This is a genomic window from Streptomyces sp. NBC_00239, assembly GCF_036194065.1.
Lineage (GTDB): Bacteria > Actinomycetota > Actinomycetes > Streptomycetales > Streptomycetaceae > Streptomyces.
Map to the genome: position 1 here is coordinate 6,108,504 of NZ_CP108095.1, position 17,922 is coordinate 6,126,425.

Annotated in this window: 15 protein-coding genes and 1 riboswitch; of the genes, 5 read left to right on the forward strand and 10 right to left on the reverse strand. The window is 75.0% G+C overall.

The window, feature by feature from the left end; genetic code table 11:
* Positions 1-227 precede the first annotated feature (227 nt).
* Positions 228-1,178: an SCO1860 family LAETG-anchored protein gene (locus OG764_RS26835; RefSeq protein ID WP_328970993.1), complete on the forward strand. Its 951-nt coding sequence runs from the start codon at positions 228-230 to the stop codon at positions 1,176-1,178.
* 271 nt (positions 1,179-1,449) lie between these two features.
* Here OG764_RS26835 and cobC read toward each other — a convergent pair whose 3' ends face one another.
* Positions 1,450-2,898 carry an Rv2231c family pyridoxal phosphate-dependent protein CobC gene (cobC, locus tag OG764_RS26840; RefSeq protein WP_328970994.1) on the reverse strand — a complete coding sequence of 483 codons (1,449 nt, stop codon included), beginning with the start codon at positions 2,896-2,898 and terminating at the stop codon, positions 1,450-1,452.
* A 68-nt stretch (positions 2,899-2,966) separates the two neighbouring features.
* Between cobC and OG764_RS26845 the strand changes: the two genes are divergently transcribed.
* Positions 2,967-3,704, forward strand: coding sequence for a ZIP family metal transporter (locus OG764_RS26845; RefSeq protein ID WP_328970995.1), 738 nt, complete (start codon positions 2,967-2,969; stop codon positions 3,702-3,704).
* 14 nt (positions 3,705-3,718) lie between these two features.
* Here OG764_RS26845 and OG764_RS26850 read toward each other — a convergent pair whose 3' ends face one another.
* The 7 genes from OG764_RS26850 to OG764_RS26880 all read right to left on the reverse strand — a co-directional run bounded on the left by OG764_RS26850 (position 3,719) and on the right by OG764_RS26880 (position 12,535).
* Positions 3,719-5,164, reverse strand: coding sequence for a cobyrinate a,c-diamide synthase (locus tag OG764_RS26850; RefSeq protein WP_328973186.1), 1,446 nt, complete (start codon positions 5,162-5,164; stop codon positions 3,719-3,721).
* Positions 5,165-5,169: 5 nt separating this feature from the next.
* Positions 5,170-5,769 carry a cob(I)yrinic acid a,c-diamide adenosyltransferase gene (gene cobO, locus OG764_RS26855; protein ID WP_328970996.1) on the reverse strand — a complete coding sequence of 200 codons (600 nt, stop codon included), beginning with the start codon at positions 5,767-5,769 and terminating at the stop codon, positions 5,170-5,172.
* The gene (locus OG764_RS26860) at positions 5,769-7,883 is read right to left on the reverse strand and encodes a putative cobaltochelatase (protein ID WP_328970997.1); all 2,115 of its coding nucleotides are present in this window, start codon (positions 7,881-7,883) and stop codon (positions 5,769-5,771) included. The genes cobO and OG764_RS26860 overlap by 1 nt, the downstream gene beginning before the upstream one ends.
* A 187-nt stretch (positions 7,884-8,070) precedes the next feature.
* Positions 8,071-9,621: a cobyric acid synthase gene (locus OG764_RS26865; RefSeq protein ID WP_328970998.1), complete on the reverse strand. Its 1,551-nt coding sequence runs from the start codon at positions 9,619-9,621 to the stop codon at positions 8,071-8,073.
* Positions 9,618-10,589: a cobalamin biosynthesis protein gene (locus OG764_RS26870; protein ID WP_328970999.1), complete on the reverse strand. Its 972-nt coding sequence runs from the start codon at positions 10,587-10,589 to the stop codon at positions 9,618-9,620. Before OG764_RS26870 ends, OG764_RS26865 begins: the two co-directional genes overlap by 4 nt.
* Positions 10,590-10,646: 57 nt before the next feature.
* Positions 10,647-10,771, reverse strand: a riboswitch (cobalamin riboswitch).
* 251 nt (positions 10,772-11,022) lie between these two features.
* A complete protein-coding gene (locus tag OG764_RS26875) occupies positions 11,023-11,244 on the reverse strand; it encodes a hypothetical protein (RefSeq protein WP_328971000.1) in 222 nt (73 codons plus the stop codon).
* 31 nt (positions 11,245-11,275) lie between these two features.
* Complete coding sequence (locus OG764_RS26880) at positions 11,276-12,535, reverse strand: inorganic phosphate transporter (protein ID WP_328971001.1); 1,260 nt, start codon at positions 12,533-12,535, stop codon at positions 11,276-11,278.
* Between the two features lie 295 nt (positions 12,536-12,830).
* On the opposite strand from OG764_RS26880, the gene OG764_RS26885 reads away from it, so the two are divergent.
* Complete coding sequence (locus tag OG764_RS26885; RefSeq protein WP_328971002.1) at positions 12,831-13,958, forward strand: alpha/beta hydrolase; 1,128 nt, start codon at positions 12,831-12,833, stop codon at positions 13,956-13,958.
* A 213-nt stretch (positions 13,959-14,171) separates the two neighbouring features.
* Complete coding sequence (locus OG764_RS26890; protein ID WP_443056056.1) at positions 14,172-15,575, forward strand: hypothetical protein; 1,404 nt, start codon at positions 14,172-14,174, stop codon at positions 15,573-15,575.
* Positions 15,576-15,674: 99 nt separating this feature from the next.
* Here the strand turns inward: OG764_RS26890 and OG764_RS26895 are convergent, their stop codons facing one another.
* Entirely contained in the window at positions 15,675-16,070 is a 396-nt protein-coding gene (locus OG764_RS26895; RefSeq protein ID WP_328971003.1) for a VOC family protein, read from the reverse strand.
* Positions 16,071-16,129: 59 nt separating this feature from the next.
* Positions 16,130-17,020, reverse strand: a complete 891-nt coding sequence (gene ypfJ, locus OG764_RS26900; protein WP_328971004.1) for a KPN_02809 family neutral zinc metallopeptidase — start codon at positions 17,018-17,020, stop codon at positions 16,130-16,132.
* A 149-nt stretch (positions 17,021-17,169) separates the two neighbouring features.
* On the opposite strand from ypfJ, the gene OG764_RS26905 reads away from it, so the two are divergent.
* Positions 17,170-17,919 (forward strand): hypothetical protein, encoded by a 750-nt coding sequence (locus OG764_RS26905; RefSeq protein WP_328971005.1) that lies wholly within the window; start codon positions 17,170-17,172, stop codon positions 17,917-17,919.
* Positions 17,920-17,922: the final 3 nt, after the last annotated feature.

A 17,922-nucleotide genomic window follows, 5' to 3' on the forward strand; every position in this document is an offset into this window, starting at 1 on the left:
GCGCGGGCTCGCGCCACCTCTGCCCGTGACGGACGGGGTGTTTGGGAACCCCCGTGCCCTTAGATTCGAATGTGAGCACGGAAACCCCCCTTTGGAGTGAACTCACCTCAGGTTGCCGCCCGTTCACTCTCAGTGCGTAAAGATTCCCGAGTCGAAGCCCTCGGCGCACGCGATGTCCCCCATTGGCTGCGCCGCCGGCTCCATTTCTCGTTGGGGGTTCCACCACCTTGAACAGCAACACCTTCCGCATGCCCGCACGCCGTTCCTCCGCCGCGCTGGCCGCCGCCGCGCTGGCTGCAGGCCCCCTCGCCCTGGCCGCCGCGAGTCCCGCGCACGCCACCACCGGAGGGGACGGGAAGGCGAGCGCCGTCGTCCTGCGCACCGGACTCGACATCGGGCTGCTCAACAAGACCGTCCACGTACCGCTCAAGGCGTCCCTGAACGAGGTCAGTGCCCCGGCGTCGGCCGGGAAGACGGCGCTCAGCGTAACCCTGGACGGCGTCGACCAGGGCCGCCCGTTCCAGGTGCTGAGGGCGGACGCGGCCACCGCGCGGGCGACCGCCGACCGGCACCGCGCCGAGGGCTACGCGAACCTCGCCCACGCGCGGGTCCACCTGCCCGGACTGCCGCTGCTCTCCCTGATCCAGGTCGACGAGGTCACCTCCCGCGCGGTCTGCGAGGCGGGCAAGCGGCCCGTCGCCACGTCCAACGTCCTCGGCGCGGTCACCGTGCTCGGCAAAAAGGTCACGCTGACCTCGGGCGGCACCACCAAGGTGACCGTCCCGGCCGTCGGCGAGGTCACCCTCGACCTGTCGAGCACCGAGACCACCTCGCGCACGGCGGCCGCGACCGCCCTGCGGCTGCGGGTCTCCGTCAACCCCCTCAAGCTGAACGTCGCCGAGGTCGAGGGCGAGGTCGTCCTGGCCCAGGCCACCTGCAAGGCGCCGACCGCCACCCGGCCGACCCCGGAGCCCAGCAAGCCGGCCAAGCCCGCCGTCGTGAAGCCGGAGGTGAAGAACGACGTGAAGCCGCAATCCGGGGGGACGGGGGAGAACCTGGCGGAGACCGGGGGCTCCTCCATGACGCCGTACGTCGCGGGGGGTGCGCTGCTGTTGCTTGGCGCCGGTGCCGGAGCGTTGGCGCTCACGCGCGGGCGTGGGAGCCGAGGCCGCGTCTGACCGGCCCGGCGGGCCGTCTTCAGCCTCGGCGGCGCTTGAGGCGCGGGGTTCGGGGCGGAGCCCCAAGGCAACCCGGCTCCGCCGGGCACCGGGCTCCGCCCGGACCCGCGCCTCAAGCGCCGGCGAGGCTGGGTGTTGCCGCCGGGGCGGGGGCTGCCCGTTCAGGCCGCCTCAAACGCCGGCGAGGCTGGGTGTTGCCGCCGGGGCGGGGGCTGCCCGTTCAGGCCGCCTCAAGCGCCGGCGAGGCTGGGTGTTGCCGCCGGGGCGGGGGTCAGTGGCCGGCCAGGGTGAGGGCCTGGTCGAGGGCCTGGAGGAAGCGGCCCGTGGTGGCGCGGTCGCGGACCGCCAGGCGCAGCCAGTCCGGCCCCAGACCGGGGAACGTGTCGCCCCGCCGGACCGCGAACCCCAGACGCCGCAGCCGCTCCCGCACCTCGTCCGCGTGCTCCAGCCGGATCAGTACGAAAGGCCCCTCGGCCGGCCCCGCCGCCCGGATCTCGTCGAACTCCCCGAGCCCGGCCAGCAGGTGGGCCCGGTCCACCGCGATCTGCCGGGCCGCCGCCTCCGCCTCCGCGAGCGCCCGCTCCGACACGCACGCCTCCGCCGCCACCAGCGCGGGCGTCGACACCGGCCACAGCGGCTGCGCACGCTCCAGCGCCGCGATGGTCTCCGGTTCGGCCAGCACGTAGCCGATCCGCAGCCCCGCCAGCCCCCACGTCTTGGTCAGGCTCCGCAGCACCACCAGCCCCGGCACGTCGGTGCGCCCCGCGAGGGCCTCCCGCTCGCCCGGCACCGCGTCCATGAACGCCTCGTCGACCACCAGGAACCGGCCCGGCCGGGCCAGCTTCGCCAGCAGGTCCGCCGGGTGCAGCACCGACGTCGGGTTGGTCGGATTGCCGACGACCACCAGGTCCGCGTCGTCCGGCACCGTCGCCGGATCCAGCCGGAAGCCGTCCGACTCCTGCAACAGCACCCGCTCCACCGTGTGCCCCGCGTCCCACAGCGCCGCCTCCGGCTCCGTGAACTGCGGGTGCACCACGACCGGCCGGCGCACCGGCAGCGCCCGCGCCAGCAGGACGAACGCCTCCGCCGCGCCCGCCGTCAGCAGCACCCGCTCCACCGGCAGGCCGTGCCGGGCCGCGACCGCCGCCCGGGCCGCCCGCCCGTCCGGGTAGGCGGCCAGCCCGTCCAGCGAGCCCGCGATCCGCTGCCGCAGCCAGCCCGGCGGGGTGTCGGAGCGCACGTTGACAGCCAGGTCGACGAGACCCGCCCCGGCGGCGCCCCGCACCTCCGCGTCCCCGTGGTGGCGCAGGTCGTGCTGCACCGCCGCCGGGGCCACCGCCACCGCGCAGGTCGCCCCGGCCGAGCGGGTCTTGGGCACCAGCAGCCGGCCGCCGCCGGCCAGCGCCGCGGCCTCCGCCACCGAGGGCGTGCCGGCGGCCGCCCGGACCTCCGCGGACGGATGCGGCACCGCGATGCCCGCGAGCACCCCCGCCCCGTACGACACCAGCGGCACCCCGAAACGTTCGGCCGCCCCCACGATCCCGGCCTCCCCGGCCTTCCCCTCGACCGTGGCCAGCGCCGTGACGGCGCTGCGCGGCAGGCCCGCCCCGCTCAGCGCGACCTCGACCAGCGCGCAGACCTCGTCCACGGACACGCCCGTACGGGCACCCACACCGACGACGACGCGTGCCGGAGCAGCGCCGGATATGTGACCGGTCAATCCAGGGTCCTCTCGAAACGTGGGGGATCAGCGTGCACGAAAGCCCGCCAGTCTGTAAGCAGGGGCGTATGGCGGTGATCGTGGCACTGGGCGCGTTCCTGATGACCCTGGCAGGCGGGTGGACGGCGCAGCGCGTCACCGACCGCCGCCACCTCGTGCTGGGCCTCGCGGGCGGGCTGATGCTCGGCGTGGTGGGCCTGGACCTGCTGCCGGAGGCGCTGGAGGCGGCCGGCAGCCCGGTGTTCGGCGTGCCGGTCGCCCTGCTGCTGTTCGTGGCCGGCTTCCTCGTCGCACACGTCGGGGAGCGGCTGCTGGCCGTACGCCAGGCAGCGCACGGCGCCGAGAACGGCAGCGGCCCGGACGGCCGGGTCCCGCAGGTCGGCCTGACCGCCGCCGCCGCGATGGTCGCCCACAGCCTCGCCGACGGCGTGGCGCTCGGGGCGGCGTTCCAAGTGGGCGGCGGGATGGGGGTGGCGGTCGCACTCGCCGTCATCACCCACGACTTCGCCGACGGGTTCAACACGTACACCCTCACGAGCCTCTACGGCAACGCCCGCCGCAAGGCCCTCATGATGCTCTTCGCGGATGCCGCGGCCCCCGTCGTGGGCGCGGCGTCCACTCTGCTCTTCACTCTTCCGAAGGAAGCGCTCGGGGCCTATCTCGGCTTCTTCGGCGGTGTCCTGCTGTACCTCGCGGCGGCCGAGATCCTCCCCGAGGCGCACCACAAGCACCCCGCGCTGTCCACCCTGTTGTGCACCGTCGGCGGCGTCGCCGGCATCTGGCTGGTGGTGGGCATCGCGGAGTGAGGGGTGCGCCGGGGTCACGGTCTGTCGCCGCCCACTCCGGCCGCGGCCGCGGCGACCGCCCCCGCCCAGGCGGCGGCGGCACCGGTGAACCGGTGGGCGACCGAAGGCACAGCGGCCCAGTGCGTGTGCAGGTAGCTGGCGTGCACACCCCGCTGCACGAAGCCCTCCAACCGGCGCTCCGGCAGGGCGAACCCCCAGGCCGCGGACGGCCCGGCGGACGGCTCGATCACCGTGCGGTGGAACTCGTGCCCGCGCAGCCGCGTCCCCGCCTCCGCGAGCGGGCTGTCCGAGACCGCCACCGCCTCCCGGTAGCCGAGCGTCAGCCGCTCCGACATCCGGGCGTCCGCGTCCAGAACCCCGCACATCGGCTTCCCGTCCAGCGACCGGGCCAGGTACAGCAGCCCGGCGCACTCCGCGGCGACCGGCGCGCCCGCCGCCGCGAGCTCCGCGACCGCCTTGCGCAGCGGCTCGTTCGCCGCGAGTTCCGGCGCGTACACCTCGGGGAAGCCGCCGCCGATGACCAGCCCGGCCGTCCCCTCGGGCAGCGCCTCGTCGTGCAGCGGGTCGAAGGCGACGACCTCGGCGCCGGCGGCCGCCAGCAGCTCGGTGTGCTCGGCGTACGAGAACGTGAACGCGGGCCCGCCGGCGACGGCGATCACCGGGCGCTCGGGCGTGAACCAGAACTCCGGGCCCGGCGCTTCGAACGACGGCACCGTCGCCTTGCGCTCGGGCTCGGACACCGGCGACCACGGCTCGCAGGAGAGCGGGCCCGCGGTCCGGGCCAGCGCCAGCAGCGCCTCCAGATCACAGCCCGCACGCACCTGATCGGCCAGCGCCCGTACGGACTCCAGCGCGTCCGCGCGGCGCTCCGCCACCGGTACCAGCCCCAGGTGCCGCGAGGGCGCCGACACCTGCGGAGCCCTGCGCAGGACGCCCAGCACCGGCATCCCGGCCTCGTCCAGCGCCTCCCGCAGCATCTCCTCGTGCCGGTCCGAGCCGACCTTGTTGAGGATCACGCCGCCGATGCGCACCTGGGGGTCGAAGGACGCGAACCCGTGCACGAGCGCCGCCACCGACCGCGACTGCGAGGACGCGTCCACGACCAGCACCACCGGCGCCCGCAGCAGCTTCGCCACGTGCGCCGTGGAAGCCAGCTCACCGCGGCCCGCGGCCCCGTCGTACAGGCCCATCACGCCCTCGACCACCGCCAGGTCGCAGCCCGCCGAGCCGTGCGCGAACAGCGGCGCCACCAGCTCCGGCCCGCACATGAAGGCGTCCAGGTTGCGCCCCGGCCGCCCGGTGGCCAGCGCGTGGTAGCCGGGGTCGATGTAGTCCGGACCGGCCTTGTGCGGCGACACGGCCAGGCCGCGCTCCGTGAACGCCGCCATCAGGCCGGTCGCGACGGTGGTCTTCCCGCTGCCCGACGAGGGCGCGGCCACGACCAGCCGCGGGATCTGCACGGAACTCACCACTCGATGCCCCTCTGGCCCTTCTGACCCGTGTCCATCGGGTGCTTGACCTTGGTCATCTCGGTGACGAGGTCCGCGAACTCCACCAGTTTCTCCGGCGCGTTGCGGCCGGTGATCACCACGTGCTGGGTGCCGGGACGGGTGCGCAGCACCTCGATCACCTCGTCGGTGTCGATCCAGCCCCAGTGCATCGGGTACGCGAACTCGTCGAGCACGTACAGCTTGTGGGTCTCGGCCGCCAGGTCGCGCTTGACCTGCTCCCAACCCTCCTTGGCCGCCTGCTCGTTGTCGAGCTGCGCGTCGCGCTGCACCCACGACCAGCCCTCGCCCATCTTGTGCCAGACGACGGAGCCGCCCTCGCCGGAGGCACCGAGCACCTTCAGCGCGTTCTCCTCGCCGACCTTCCACTTCGCCGACTTGACGAACTGGAACACCCCGATCGGCCAGCCCTGGTTCCAGGCGCGCAGCGCCAGACCGAACGCGGCCGTCGACTTGCCCTTGCCCGGGCCGGTGTGCACGAAGACCAGCGGGCGGTTGCGGCGCTGGCGCGTCGTCAGACCGTCCTGCGGGATGACGCTCGGCTGTCCCTGGGGCATTACGCGGCCCTCCTGTTGCTGTGGTTGATGTCCGAAGCCGTACGTACGTCCTTGACCAGGCCCGCGATCGAGTCGGCCCGCAGCCCGTCCAGGGTCACGGCCGTGCCGCCCAGGTCGGCCGCGAGCCGCCCCGCCAGGCCGAGGCGCACCGGCCCGGACTCGCAGTCCACGACCACCGATGCGACGCCGCCGTCCGCGAGCAGCCGCGCCGAGCGGGCCGCCTGCCCCACCGCGTCCGGGCCCGACGTGGCCCGCCCGTCGGTGACGACGACCAGCAGCGGCCGCCGCGAGGGGTCCCGCAGCCGCTCGACGCGCAGCACCTCACGGGCCTTCAGCAGGCCCGCGGCGAGCGGGGTGCGGCCCCCGGTCGGCAGCCGCTCCAGCCGCACGGCCGCCGCGTCCACCGAGGAAGTGGGCGGCAGCGCCAGCTCGGCCGTGCTGCCCCGGAAGGTGACCAGACCGACCTTGTCGCGCCGCTGGTAGGCGTCCAGCAGCAGCGACAGCACCGCGCCCTTCACCGCGCTCATCCGCTGCCGGGCCGCCATCGACCCGGAGGCGTCCACCACGAACAGCACGAGGTTCCCCTCGCGCCCCTCGCGGGCCGCCTGCCGCAGGTCGTCGCGGTGGATCAGCAGCCCCGGACCGGAACGCCCGCGGGCCCGCTGGTGCGGGGCGGCCGCCTGCACGGTCGCCGCCAGGTGCAGCTTCGTCAGCTGCCCTCGGGGCCGGTGCGCGCCGGTGGTGCGGCCGTGCGAGGTACGGGCCCGCGAGCGCCGCCCGGACGCGCCCTCGCCGAGACCGGGCACGCTGAGGACCTTCGTACGGAACGGGGCGGCGGCGCGTACGGCGGCCTGCTCGGGCGCCGAGCCGCGCGCAGGCTCCGGCTGGGCATCCTGCTCCGGGCCCGGCCCCTCGGGCTCCGGCGCGGCCGGGTCCTGCGGGGGCTCGGGCTCCCCGTCCTGCTGCGGCCCGTCGGGCGCGCCGCCCTGCGGGGGCACCCCGCCGTTGCCGGGGCCGCCGTCGGGTCCGCCGCCGTCCGGGCCGCCCTCGGGCCCGTCGTCGCCCGGACCCTCCGGCTCCGGCTCGGGCTCCGGCTCGTCGTCGGGCAGTCCGTCGAGGATCCGGTCCAGCAGGTCCTCGTCCAGCCCGGGCGCGTCGAAGGGATTGCGGCGGCGCCGGTGCGGGAGCGCCAGCAGCGCAGCCTGCCGGACGTCCTCCTTGCGCACGGCCGTACGCCCGGCCCACGCGGCCAGCGCCGTCGCGGTGCGCGCCATGACGATGTCGGCGCGCATGCCGTCCACCTCGAACGCGGCGCAGGCCGCGGCGATCTGGAGCAGCGCCGCGTCGCCCAGCGCCACCTTCGGCAGCAGCGCCCGCGCGGCCACCACCCGGGCCCGTACGGCCTCCTCGTCACCGGCCCAGCGGGCGGCGAAGTTGGCGGAGTCGTCCTCGTACGCGAGCCGGCGGCGGACCACCTCGACGCGCTGTTGGGGGTCCCGCGAGGCCGAGACCTCGACGGTCAGGCCGAACCGGTCGAGGAGCTGCGGGCGCAGCTCGCCCTCCTCGGGGTTCATGGTGCCGACGAGCAGGAAGCGGGCGGCGTGCCGGACGGAGACGCCCTCGCGCTCGACGTAGGAGGCGCCCATCGCGGCCGCGTCCAACAAGACGTCGATCAGGTGGTCGTGGAGCAGGTTGACCTCGTCCACGTACAGGATTCCGCGGTGCGCGGCCGCGAGCAGCCCGGGCTCGAAGGCCTTCACGCCGTCCGCCAGGGCCCGCTCGATGTCGAGTGCGCCGACCAGCCGGTCCTCGGAGGCGCCCACGGGCAGCTCGACCATGCGGGCGGGCCGGGCCTGACCCGGGCCGGGCTCGTGCGGGCCGTCGGGGCAGGCCGGGTCGGGCGTCCCGGGCGCGCACGAGAACCGGCATCCGGGCACGACGTCCACCTGCGGCAGCAGCGCCGACAGCGCGCGGACGGCGGTGGACTTGGCGGTCCCTTTTTCGCCGCGCACGAGCACACCACCGACCGCTGGGCTCACGGCGTTGAGCAGGAGCGCCAGCCGCAGGTCGGACTGGCCGACCACTGCGGTGAACGGGTAGGGCGTGCTGCTCATGCGTTGCTCACTCCTTCGATGGTGCGGACCGTTGCCGGGGCTCCGCCCCGGCCCCCGCGCCTCAATCGCCGGCGGGGCTGGATGTGGTGCACGCCGTCAGCCTCGCCGGCGATCGAGGCGCGGGTCCGGGCAGAGCCCGGTTTCGGGAAGGGGCGGGTAGGGGAACCGCCCCGCAGGGCCGCGCCCCTCACGGCGCACCCGGCGGCACGAACGGCAGCCCCGCCGGGGCCCCCGTCTCGATCAGCCGCAGCAGCGCGTCCGTGTCGGCGTGCTCCTCGATCAGGTCGCCCAGCAGGTCCAGCTGCTCCTCGCGCAGGGTTCCGAAGGAGGTGTCCGGGGCCGGGGTGAACCGCCGCCCGGCGGCCCGCGCGACCTCCCGCAGGAACGCCCGGCGGAAGCCGTCGCTCTCCAGCGATCCGTGCCAGTGGGTGCCCCACACCTCGCCCACCCGGCAGCCGTCCAGGAAGGGAGTTCCGCCGAGCACCTCGGCCACCCCGTGGTGGATCTCGTAGCCCTCGACGCGCTCGCCGAGGGCACTGCCCACCGGGCGTGCGAGGGTCTTCTCCGCGGCGAAGCGGACCCGGACCGGAAGCAGTCCGAGGCCCTCGACGGTGCCCGCCCGCGACTCCACGTCGTCCTCGATCAGTTCGCCCAGCGCCTGGAAGCCGCCGCAGATCCCCAGCACCGGGCGCCCCTCGGCGGCCCGCCGGGCCAGCGCCGCGGCGAGACCGCGCTCGCGCAGCCACTCCAGGGCCTTCACCGTGCCGCGGGTGCCGGGCACGACCACCAGGTCGGCGTCGGCCAGTTCCTCGGCCCGGTCCACGAACCGCACCACCACGCCGGGTTCCGCGGCCAGCGCGTCCACGTCCGTGAAGTTCGACATCAGCGGGACGGCGCAGACCGCGATCCGCAGGACGTCCTCGCCGACCGGCGGCGCCACCACCGACTCGCGGACGGCGCCGCGCAGCGAGACCCGCAGCCCGTCCTCCTCGTCGATGCCCAGCCCGTGCTGGAACGGCAGCACCCCGAAGGTGGCGCGGCCGGTGAGGCCGCGCAGCATCTCCAGGCCCGGCTCCAGCAGCGAGACGTCGCCGCGGAACTTGTTGACGAGGTAGCCCGCGACCAGTTCCTGGTCGGCGGCGCCCAGCAGCGCGGTGGTTCCGAAGAAGGAGGCGAAGACCCCGCCGCGGTCGATGTCGCCGACCACGACGACGGGGAAGCGGGCGGCCCGCGCGATCCCCATGTTGACGATGTCGGTGCGCCGCAGGTTGATCTCGGCCGGACTGCCGGCGCCTTCGCAGATCACGGCGTCATACGTGCCCCGCAACTGCGCCAGGCAGTCCGTGACCACGCCCAGCAGCTGCTCCCGGCCGCCGGGCGTGGCCGGTCCGGCCGTCCCCGCGGGACCGCCGAAGAACCCCCGCGCGCTCATCTCGCCCACCGGCTTGCCCAGCAGCACCACCTGGCTGCTGCGGTCGCTGCCGGGCTTGAGCAGCACCGGGTTCATCAGCGCGGTCGGCTCCACCCGGGCCGCCTGGGCCTGCATGGCCTGGGCCCGGCCGATCTCGGCGCCCTCGCGCGTCACGAAGGAGTTCAGGGACATGTTCTGCGCCTTGAACGGGGCCACCTTCACCCCCTGGCGGGCCAGCCAGCGGCAGATGCCCGCGGTGACCACGCTCTTGCCCGCGTCCGAGGTGGTGCCGGCCACCAGCAGTCCGCCCCCCAGTGCCCCGCTCATCGGCGTCCCTTCCGTACGTACGAGGAGACGAGCGAGCGGCCCGCCACGCAGGCGCCCAGCGCCAGCCAGGTCACCCGGCGGGAGAGCCGTACCGCCCGTTCGATGTCGGCGGCCCGGACCGGCCGCCCCGCCGCCCCGTTCAGGACCGGGCGGTGCTCGACGCGGCCCGCGTACGCGAGGGTGCCGCCCATCCGCACGCCCAGCGCGCCGGCGAACGACGACTCCACCGGGCCGGCGTTGGGGCTGGGGTGTTTGGCGGCATCGGCACGCCAGGCCCGGACCGCCCCCCGACGGTCCGGACCCGCGAGGACGGCCGCGGCCGCGGTGAGCCGGGCGCCCGGCCAGCCGGCCACGTCGTCCAGGCGCGCCGAGGCCCAGCCGTAGCGCAGGTAACGGGGGGACTTGTGCCCGACCATCGCGTCCAGCGTGTTCACGGCGCGGAAGGCGAGCAGCCCGGGGACGCCCGCGACGGCGCCCCACACGAGCGCGCCGACCACGGCGTCCGAGGTGTTCTCGGCGACGGACTCCACCACGGCCCGGGCGATCTGCTGCTCGTCGAGGGAGTGCGGGTCGCGCCCGCACAGGTGGGGGAGCCGCTCCCGGGCCACGTCGGCGTCGCCGGCGGCGAGCGCCCCGCCGATGGCACGGGCCTCCCGGCCCAGCGAGGTGCCGCCGACGACGGTCCAGGTGGCGGCGGCGGTCAGGGCGATCCGTAGGGGGGCGGGGGCGGTCCGCACGGCCCGGGAGCCGAGCGCGCCCAGGGCGGCCGCGCCCCCGGCGCAGAGCAGGGTGTGCAGGGCTCCGCGGCCGCGCTGCCGGCGGGGGTCGTCCTTCCACAGGACGTGTTCCACGGCGGCGGCGGCACGGCCGAAGGCGGCGACGGGGTGCCCACGGCGCGGATCGCCCAGGATCCGGTCGCCGATCAGCCCGGCCGCCGCGCCGTACGCGAAAACGCGATCGGCACGCATGGGCAGGTATGTCCTCACTCAGGGTCCGCGCCCTGGTTCGACGTGACCGGCGGTGAGAGTCTCCTGGCTCCCGGATCGACGCTTCCCCCGGCCTTCCAGCCCGCGGGGGGCCGTGACGCACGGTGGGGGAGCGCTCCCCGGTGACAGTGGCGGGACCGCGCCGGATTCACACCGGACTTCCTCTCCTGCCGCCGTATTGGCTCGGGCAGTCCACCACGCTGCGAGATGGCCCGTCAACTCGCCGTTGACCTGCGGCGGGACAGTGTGCGCAGGCCCACAGCAGGCCCACAGCAGGCCCACAGCAGGCCCGCAGCGGGCCCGCAGCGGACCCTCGGGCGAGCGCCGGACGGCCCCGGGCCGAGCGCCGACGGGCCCGCGCGGGTACGCGAAAGCTCCCCCTGAGGCGTCCTCCGGGGGAGCTTCGCGACGGTCGTCAGATGACGATCAGGTAGATCCCGTAGGCGACGGCCGCCGCGCACAGCGCGAAGGCGGCGTAGGCGCCGGTACGGGCCAGGGCGGCGGTGCCGCCCTGCTCGGTGGCGGCCTCGTGCTTGGAGAGGCCGACGAGACCGAGGGTGAAGAGGGTGACGAGCACCACGGTGGCGGTGAGGCTGACCCCGAAGACGGAGCCGAGAGCTGCCCAGTCGATCTTCATACTGCTGATCCTCTGTTCTGGTCCGGCCGCGTCAGACCGCGGCGGCCGGAGCGGCCGGGGTCTCGCCGTGGGCCGGGGCCGGGATGGTGGCCTTCAGGTCCTCGTCGGTGACGGCGGCGGTGGTGCCGGCCGGGGGCGGGGTGACGGCCGCGATGGCGGTGGTCACGACGCCGGGCTGCTCCGCGGCCTCGTCGACCTCGTTCACGTTGTGGTGGTCGACGACCTGGCGGCGCGAGATCCGCCAGATGGCGAAGCAGGAGGCCACGAGGAAGGCGGTGACGGCGGCGATGCCGATGTCGCCCGTGCGCATGACCAGCTCGGCGCCGGCGGAGACCAGCGCGGCGGCCGGCAGGGTCAGGCCCCACGCGACGAACATGCGGGTGGCGGTGGACCAGCGGACCACGCCGCCCTTGCGGCCGAGGCCGGCACCCATCACCGCGCCGGAGCACGAGTGGGTGGTGGAGAGCGAGAAGCCCAGGTGCGAGGAGGCCAGGATGACGCTCGCGGCCGAGGTCTGGGCGGCGAAGCCCTGCTGCGGCTGCAGGTCGGTCAGGCCCTTGCCCATGGTGCGGATGATGCGCCAGCCGCCGAGGTAGGTGCCGAGCGCGATCGCCATGCCGGCGGAGACGATGACCCAGACCGGCGGGTTCGCGTCGGGCGCGATGGCGCCGCCGGCGACGAGTGCCAGGGTGATGATGCCCATCGTCTTCTGCGCGTCGTTGGTGCCGTGCGCGAGGGAGACGAGACCGGCCGAGGCGATCTGCCCGGCCCGGTAGCCCTTGGCGGACGTCTTGTCGCCCACCTTGCCGCCGACCTTGTACGTGACCTTGGTGGCCAGCATCGCGGCCACACCGGCCACGATCGGCGCGGCGATCGCGGGGATCAGCACCTTGGTGACGACGACGTCGCCGTTGACGGCTCCGATGCCGGCGGAAGCGACCGCGGCACCGATCAGGCCGCCCATCAGGGCGTGCGACGAGCTGGACGGCAGGCCGACCAGCCAGGTGACGAGATTCCAGAGGATCGCGCCGACCAGTGCCGCGAAGATCACTTCAGGCTGGATGCCCTCTTCGTTGACCAGGCCCTTGGAGATCGTCTTGGCGACCTCCACGGACAGGAATGCGCCGACGAGGTTGAGCACGGCGGACATGGCCACCGCCGTCTTGGGCTTGAGAGCGCCAGTCGAGATGGTGGTGGCCATCGCGTTGGCAGTGTCGTGAAAACCGTTCGTGAAGTCGAACACGAGAGCGGTGACGATCACGATCCCGAGGAGAAGCGTTATGTGCTCCATTTACCCAGGCTTCTGTTTGAGGTCAGTGGCTCGGCGACCGTAGGCAACCTGGGTGAACGGAAGATGAACTGACACGGTCGGAGTGGTGTACCGGCTCGACGGCCGACTGGTCCCCACCGTGGCGATTTGCTCCGAATTTTTCCTGCCTGCTGCGATTTACGCACGTCAGAGCCACGTAAACGGAAGCAGACCGGAAGGGTTTCCGCCGGTTACGGCGGGCCGCGCCCGGACCCCGAAGAGATCCAGATCACCCTGCGAACTGGCCGGTCCGCCGCACTCGCCCGACACTGGAGCGGTGCGCACCGCAACAGTGACGGCCGCGGCCGTCACCACCCTCATCGGCGCCGGCGCGGCCGCGGTCGCCGCCGGCCGGTACGCCGGCGACGCGGCCCTGCGGCCCGCCCCCGGACAGCCCCTGCCCGGCAGCCCCCGGCTCAGCGTCCACTCCGCCGACGCCGGACGGGTCGAGCTGACCCGCGCCCTGCCCGCCCTGCTGCCCGGCGTCTACGGACTCGACGCGCCCGGTGTGCACGCCGTGGTGGGGCCGGTGCTCGGCGAGGCCCCGCACGCCCCCGACACCGTCGTACGCCGGCTCGAACGGATCACCCACGGCGAGCTCACCCCGGGCCTGCGGGTCCGCCTCACCCCTCAGCTGTACCGCGGCAACCCGCGCACCGCCCTCGGCCTCGACCACGCCGACGTGGACGTGCCCGGCGAGCTCGGCGCGCTGCCCGCCTGGTTCCTGCCCGGCGCCCGCCGCACCTGGGTGATCACCGTGCACGGCCTCGGCGCCACCCGCGAGCACGCCATGAACCTCATGCCCTTCCTGCACGCGCAGCGGATGCCGGTCCTCGACCTCGCCTACCGCAACGACCTCGGCGCCCCGCCCTCCCCGGACGGCCTCTGCCACCTCGGCGAATCGGAATGGCGGGACCTGGACGCCGCGATCCGCTACGCCGTGCGGTTCGGCGCCGAGCGGGTCGTCCTGCACGGCTGGTCCACCGGCGCCGCCATGGCCCTGCACGCCGCCTCCCGCTCCGCCCTGCGCGACCGCGTCGCGGGACTCGTACTCGACTCGCCCGTCCTCGACTGGCACCTCACCCTGCGCGCCCTCGCCGCCGCCCGCCGCACCCCCGGCCCGCTGCTCCCGCTGGCGATCCGGGCCGCCGAGGGCCGGGCCGGGCTGCGCGGCGACCGGCTGCCCGAGGCCGCCGACCCGGCCGGGCTGCGGGTCCCCGTCCTGATCTTCCACGGGCCCGGCGACACCTTCGCCCCCTGGGGGCTCTCCCGGGAGCTGGCCGCGAGCCGCCCCGGACTCGTCTCCCTGCACCCCGTCGCCGACGCCCCGCACGGCGCGATGTGGAACGCCTCGCCCGCCGCGTACGAAGAGGCGCTGCGACGCTTCCTCACCCCTTTGATGTGACGTCGGCCGCATCCTCTTGACGTGACCGGCGGGTGTGGTGTGCCTGATGTGACGGAAGGGTCCGCCGTGGGGGTGACGGCGCCCCGGAGCGCCGGAGAACCGGCGGAGTCACGCCGGAGCCGGTCGTCTTGTCCCGATCTGTACCCTCTGCCACCAGCGGTAACGACCGGTTCCGTTTGGGCTTTCGGCCGAGGACGGGCGAGACTGCTCCTCGTGACGTCCCGAAAGCCTGATGAGCAGTTGGCTCGCGACTCCAGACTCCGACTCGTCTCGCCGCGTTCCATCACCACGGCACGTACGGCGGTGACGAACCGGCGAACCCGGCCCGCGCCCCGGCCGCCCGAGGGAACCCCCGGCCCGGCCGAACTCGCACAACGCGTCAGGGCTTCACTCTCCGACGCCGCCAGACTGGCCCGCTGGGCCGAGCGGCGCACCGCGAACGCGGCCGGCACCGGATACACCGGGCCGCGACCGCTGCTCTCCGACGCCGACGTCGAACAGGCCGCCGCCGAACTGGGCCTGACGTCCGGCCAGGTCCGCGTCGGCTGGGACCGCGCCCGCCTCTCCGGCCTCGTCGAGGTGCACGGCGGCAGCGCCCGCCCCGGCTGGCGGCTGCACGCCTGGGACCGCGACGACTCCGCCGTGCTCCGCGGCTGGGTCGCCGTCTTCGACGCCTGGTCCCTCATCCACCCCGCGCCCGACGGCATCGCACCCGCCGCCGTCGCCGAGGTGGTCGAGGCGATGCCGCAGCTGCTCTCCCTCCTCCAGCTCTCCGCCGGCCCGGTCACCGTGCCCGCCCTGCTCGACATGCTCGGCCAGCGCGTCGCCGAACTCCGCGACGAGCGCTGCGAAGTCCCCTACGGCACCCCCGAGACGGCGCCCTCCCCGGACGCCGCCTCCCTCGCCCGGCTGCTGCGCTGGGCCCTCGGCTGCCTCGGCGCCGTCGACGCGCTCACCCTCGGCCCCGCCCGAGCCACCCTCACACCGCTCGGCAGCTGGGCGGTCTGGGTCAAGCTGGAGCAGATCTGCGTCGCCGCGCAGAGCCCCGCCGGCAACATCGAACAGTCCGCCGCCGCGATGCTCCGCGGCTGCGCCCGGCTCACGCCCGGTCCGGCGCGCGCCGAGTACCGGGCCTGGCTCGCGGCCCGGCCGGTCGGCAGCGCCGTCACCGAACTCCTCCAGGCCGCGCGCGGCGAGGACGCGCTCGTACGGGGCCTGGCCTTCGAGGCGCTCCGGGTGGTCGGCGCCCCCGCCGAGCCCGAGGTGCGGGCCGCGGCCGGGGAATCCGCCCTGCGGCCGTACGCGCTGCTGTGGCTGGCGGAGCACGACGGCGCCGATCCCGAGGACGCGCAGGACGCGTTGACCCGGGAGGAGAGCACCTGGTTGTGGGTGGACACGGCTGCGGCCGTCGCCGACCACGGCGAGGCGGAGCTGTTGGTGCGGCATCTGGATTCGGCGGTGCGGACGACGGTGCCGCGGCTGCTGGACGAGGTGCGGGCCGTCGGGCATCCGCGTACCGTCCAGGTGCTCATCGCCCTGGCGGCCGCACACCCCGACCCGGCCCTGGCCAAAGCCCTCCGCCGAGCCGCCTTCCAGGTCCACACCGGCGGCGAATGACCCCGCCGCCCACCTCCCCTTCAGCCTCGCAGGCCGCCCGAGGAGCAACTTCCAGCCTCGCCGGCGAGGCTGGATCGGCCCGCTCAGGCTGAGGGCGGGTCAGAGGGTGGGGGCGTACGTGCCGAAGCTCCAGAGGTTGCCTTCCGGGTCGCGGGCGAGGTAGTCGCGGGAGCCGTAGTCCTGGTCGGTGGGCGGCGTCACGATCTCCACGCCGTGTTCCACGGCCCGCGCGTGGTGCGCGTCCACGTCCTCCACCACCACGTAGACCCCCGCGGGCCCGGCGCCCGCCATCGCCGAGTCGAAGACCCCGCCGCGGCCCTTGCTGCCGAGCATCACCACGCCGTTCCCGTACGCCAGCTCCGCGTGCATCACGCTGCCGTCGTCACCCTCGTACACAGCGACCCGGGTGAAACCGAACGCTTCCGTCAGCTGCTGGATGGCCGCCGCCGCGTCGCTGTAGAGCAGTGTCGGACAGATGGACGGAACGCCTGCCATGACGATCACTCCCTCTCGTAACGTGACCCGCGCCACAGTGTGGCAGGCGGTCGTGGCGCTCAGCGGAAGGTGTTGCACCGGGCCATGTCGCCGGTCCGGTACCCCTCGTAGAACCACTGCCGGCGCTGTTCGGCCGAGCCGTGCGTCCACGACTCGGGGCTCACCCGGCCCTGGAACTTCTCCTGGATCCGGTCGTCGCCGACCGCCGCCGCCGCGCTCAGCCCGTCGTTGATGTCCTCGTCCGTCAGGGTCGTGATCAGCGGCCGGCCCGTGGTCTCGTCCGGAGTCCGGGTGGCGTTGCGCGCCCACACCCCCGCGTAGCAGTCGGCCTGCAGCTCCACCTTGACCGCGTTGCTGTTCGCGCCCTGCCGGCCGTCCTGCGCCTTCTGCAGAGTGCCCGTCAGGTTCTGGATGTGGTGCCCGTATTCGTGCGCGACCACGTACGCCTGCGCGAACGGGCCGCCGCTGGCCCCGAACTTGGTCCGCAGCTCTTCGAAGAACCCGAGGTCCAGGTAGACCTTGTGGTCGGCGGGGCAGTAGAACGGGCCCACCGCCGAGGTCGCCGAACCGCACGCCGTGCCCACGCGGCCGGTGAAGAACACCGTCTGCGCGGGCGAGTACCGGCCGCCGCGCCGGCCGAACTCCTGCCGCCAGAAGTCCTGCGCGCTGTTGACCACCGCCACCATCCGGCAGTCCTCCCGTCTGTTGGCGTCCGCCCCGGTCCGGCAGGCCGTCTGCACCTGCGCCGCCGAGGACGCGCTCGCGGCCGGCGGATCGTCCCCCGACGACAGCCCCAGCTGCTCCGGACCCACCCCGAAGAGCAGTCCCAGCACCAGCGCGATCAGGGCGGCGATGCCACCGCCGACGGTGGCCTTGCCGCCGGGGATGCGGCTGCCCCGCACATCCTGGACCTCCGACGTGTCCAGGTTGGCGTCGTCGTCGAACTGCATCCCGCACCACCCTCGTCGTCCCGCGTCGAACACCGACCCCTTCATCCTGGTGCGTACCCTCCCCTCCGGCGCTGGGCGAGGGCCGAACGGGGGACCACCGCCCCCGGTGCCCGCCCCCCGGCCCCCCGCGCCGCTAGGATCCGGGGCCCGTGACCAGCCCCCCGCCCGGCCGCCGGCGCCGCCGGATCCGCCGTGCCCTCCCGCCGCCGGGCCTGGCCCTGGCCCTCGCCCTCCTTGCCCTGCCGCTGGCGGGCGCCGCCGCCCGGCACGCCGGCCCCGCCCCCTTCGGGGACCGCCTCACCCCCCGGCCCGCCACCGCCGGCGCCCCCGGGCCCGCCGCCGCCCCCGTCCTCGGAACCGTCCCCGACCCCGTACCCCGCCTGCACGGCGACGCCGTCGAGGGCCGCCCGCCCGCCGGCGGCCCGCCGGTGTGGACGTACCGCCGGGACGGCCGCCGCCCGCTCGTCGTCCGGTCCCACCCCGGCCACGCCCTCACCCTCTGGGACGACGGCCTGGTCACCGACACCGCACCCGCCGACGGCACGGTCCGCTGGCACCGGGCCGTGCCCGGCCTGCCCGCCGACCCGGCCGGCGTGCTCCAGCCCCTGGACCCGGCGGCCCGCATGATCGCCGTCGTCACCCCCGCCCGGATCGCCGCGTTCCGCACCGCCGACGGCGACCTGCGCTGGATCGCCACCGCCCCGCCCGGCTGCGCCCACGACCCGGCCCGGCAGGCCCGCCTGGGCGCCGTCCTGCTGATCGCCCGGCCCTGCACCGGACCGGACGCGTCGTGGACGGACGGCGTGATCGCCGTCGACTCCCTCGGCCGAGTCGGCCCGCACCGCAGGCCGCTGGGCAACGAGCGCCCGGGTGAGGCCACTCACAGCCCCGGAAAGTAGTTG

Bases quoted from the DNA above. Each gene is read 5' to 3' on its own strand.
- OG764_RS26845 (WP_328970995.1), top strand. From the start codon at position 2,967: ATGGCGGTGATCGTGGCACTGGGCGCGTTCCTGATGACCCTGGCAGGC.
- cobO (WP_328970996.1), bottom strand. From the start codon at position 5,769: ATGCCCCAGGGACAGCCGAGCGTCATCCCGCAGGACGGTCTGACGACG.
- OG764_RS26860 (WP_328970997.1), bottom strand. From the start codon at position 7,883: ATGAGCAGCACGCCCTACCCGTTCACCGCAGTGGTCGGCCAGTCCGAC.
- OG764_RS26865 (WP_328970998.1), bottom strand. From the start codon at position 9,621: ATGAGCGGGGCACTGGGGGGCGGACTGCTGGTGGCCGGCACCACCTCG.
- OG764_RS26870 (WP_328970999.1), bottom strand. From the start codon at position 10,589: ATGCGTGCCGATCGCGTTTTCGCGTACGGCGCGGCGGCCGGGCTGATC.
- OG764_RS26875 (WP_328971000.1), bottom strand. From the start codon at position 11,244: ATGAAGATCGACTGGGCAGCTCTCGGCTCCGTCTTCGGGGTCAGCCTC.
- OG764_RS26880 (WP_328971001.1), bottom strand. From the start codon at position 12,535: ATGGAGCACATAACGCTTCTCCTCGGGATCGTGATCGTCACCGCTCTC.
- OG764_RS26895 (WP_328971003.1), bottom strand. From the start codon at position 16,070: ATGGCAGGCGTTCCGTCCATCTGTCCGACACTGCTCTACAGCGACGCG.
- ypfJ (WP_328971004.1), bottom strand. From the start codon at position 17,020: ATGCAGTTCGACGACGACGCCAACCTGGACACGTCGGAGGTCCAGGAT.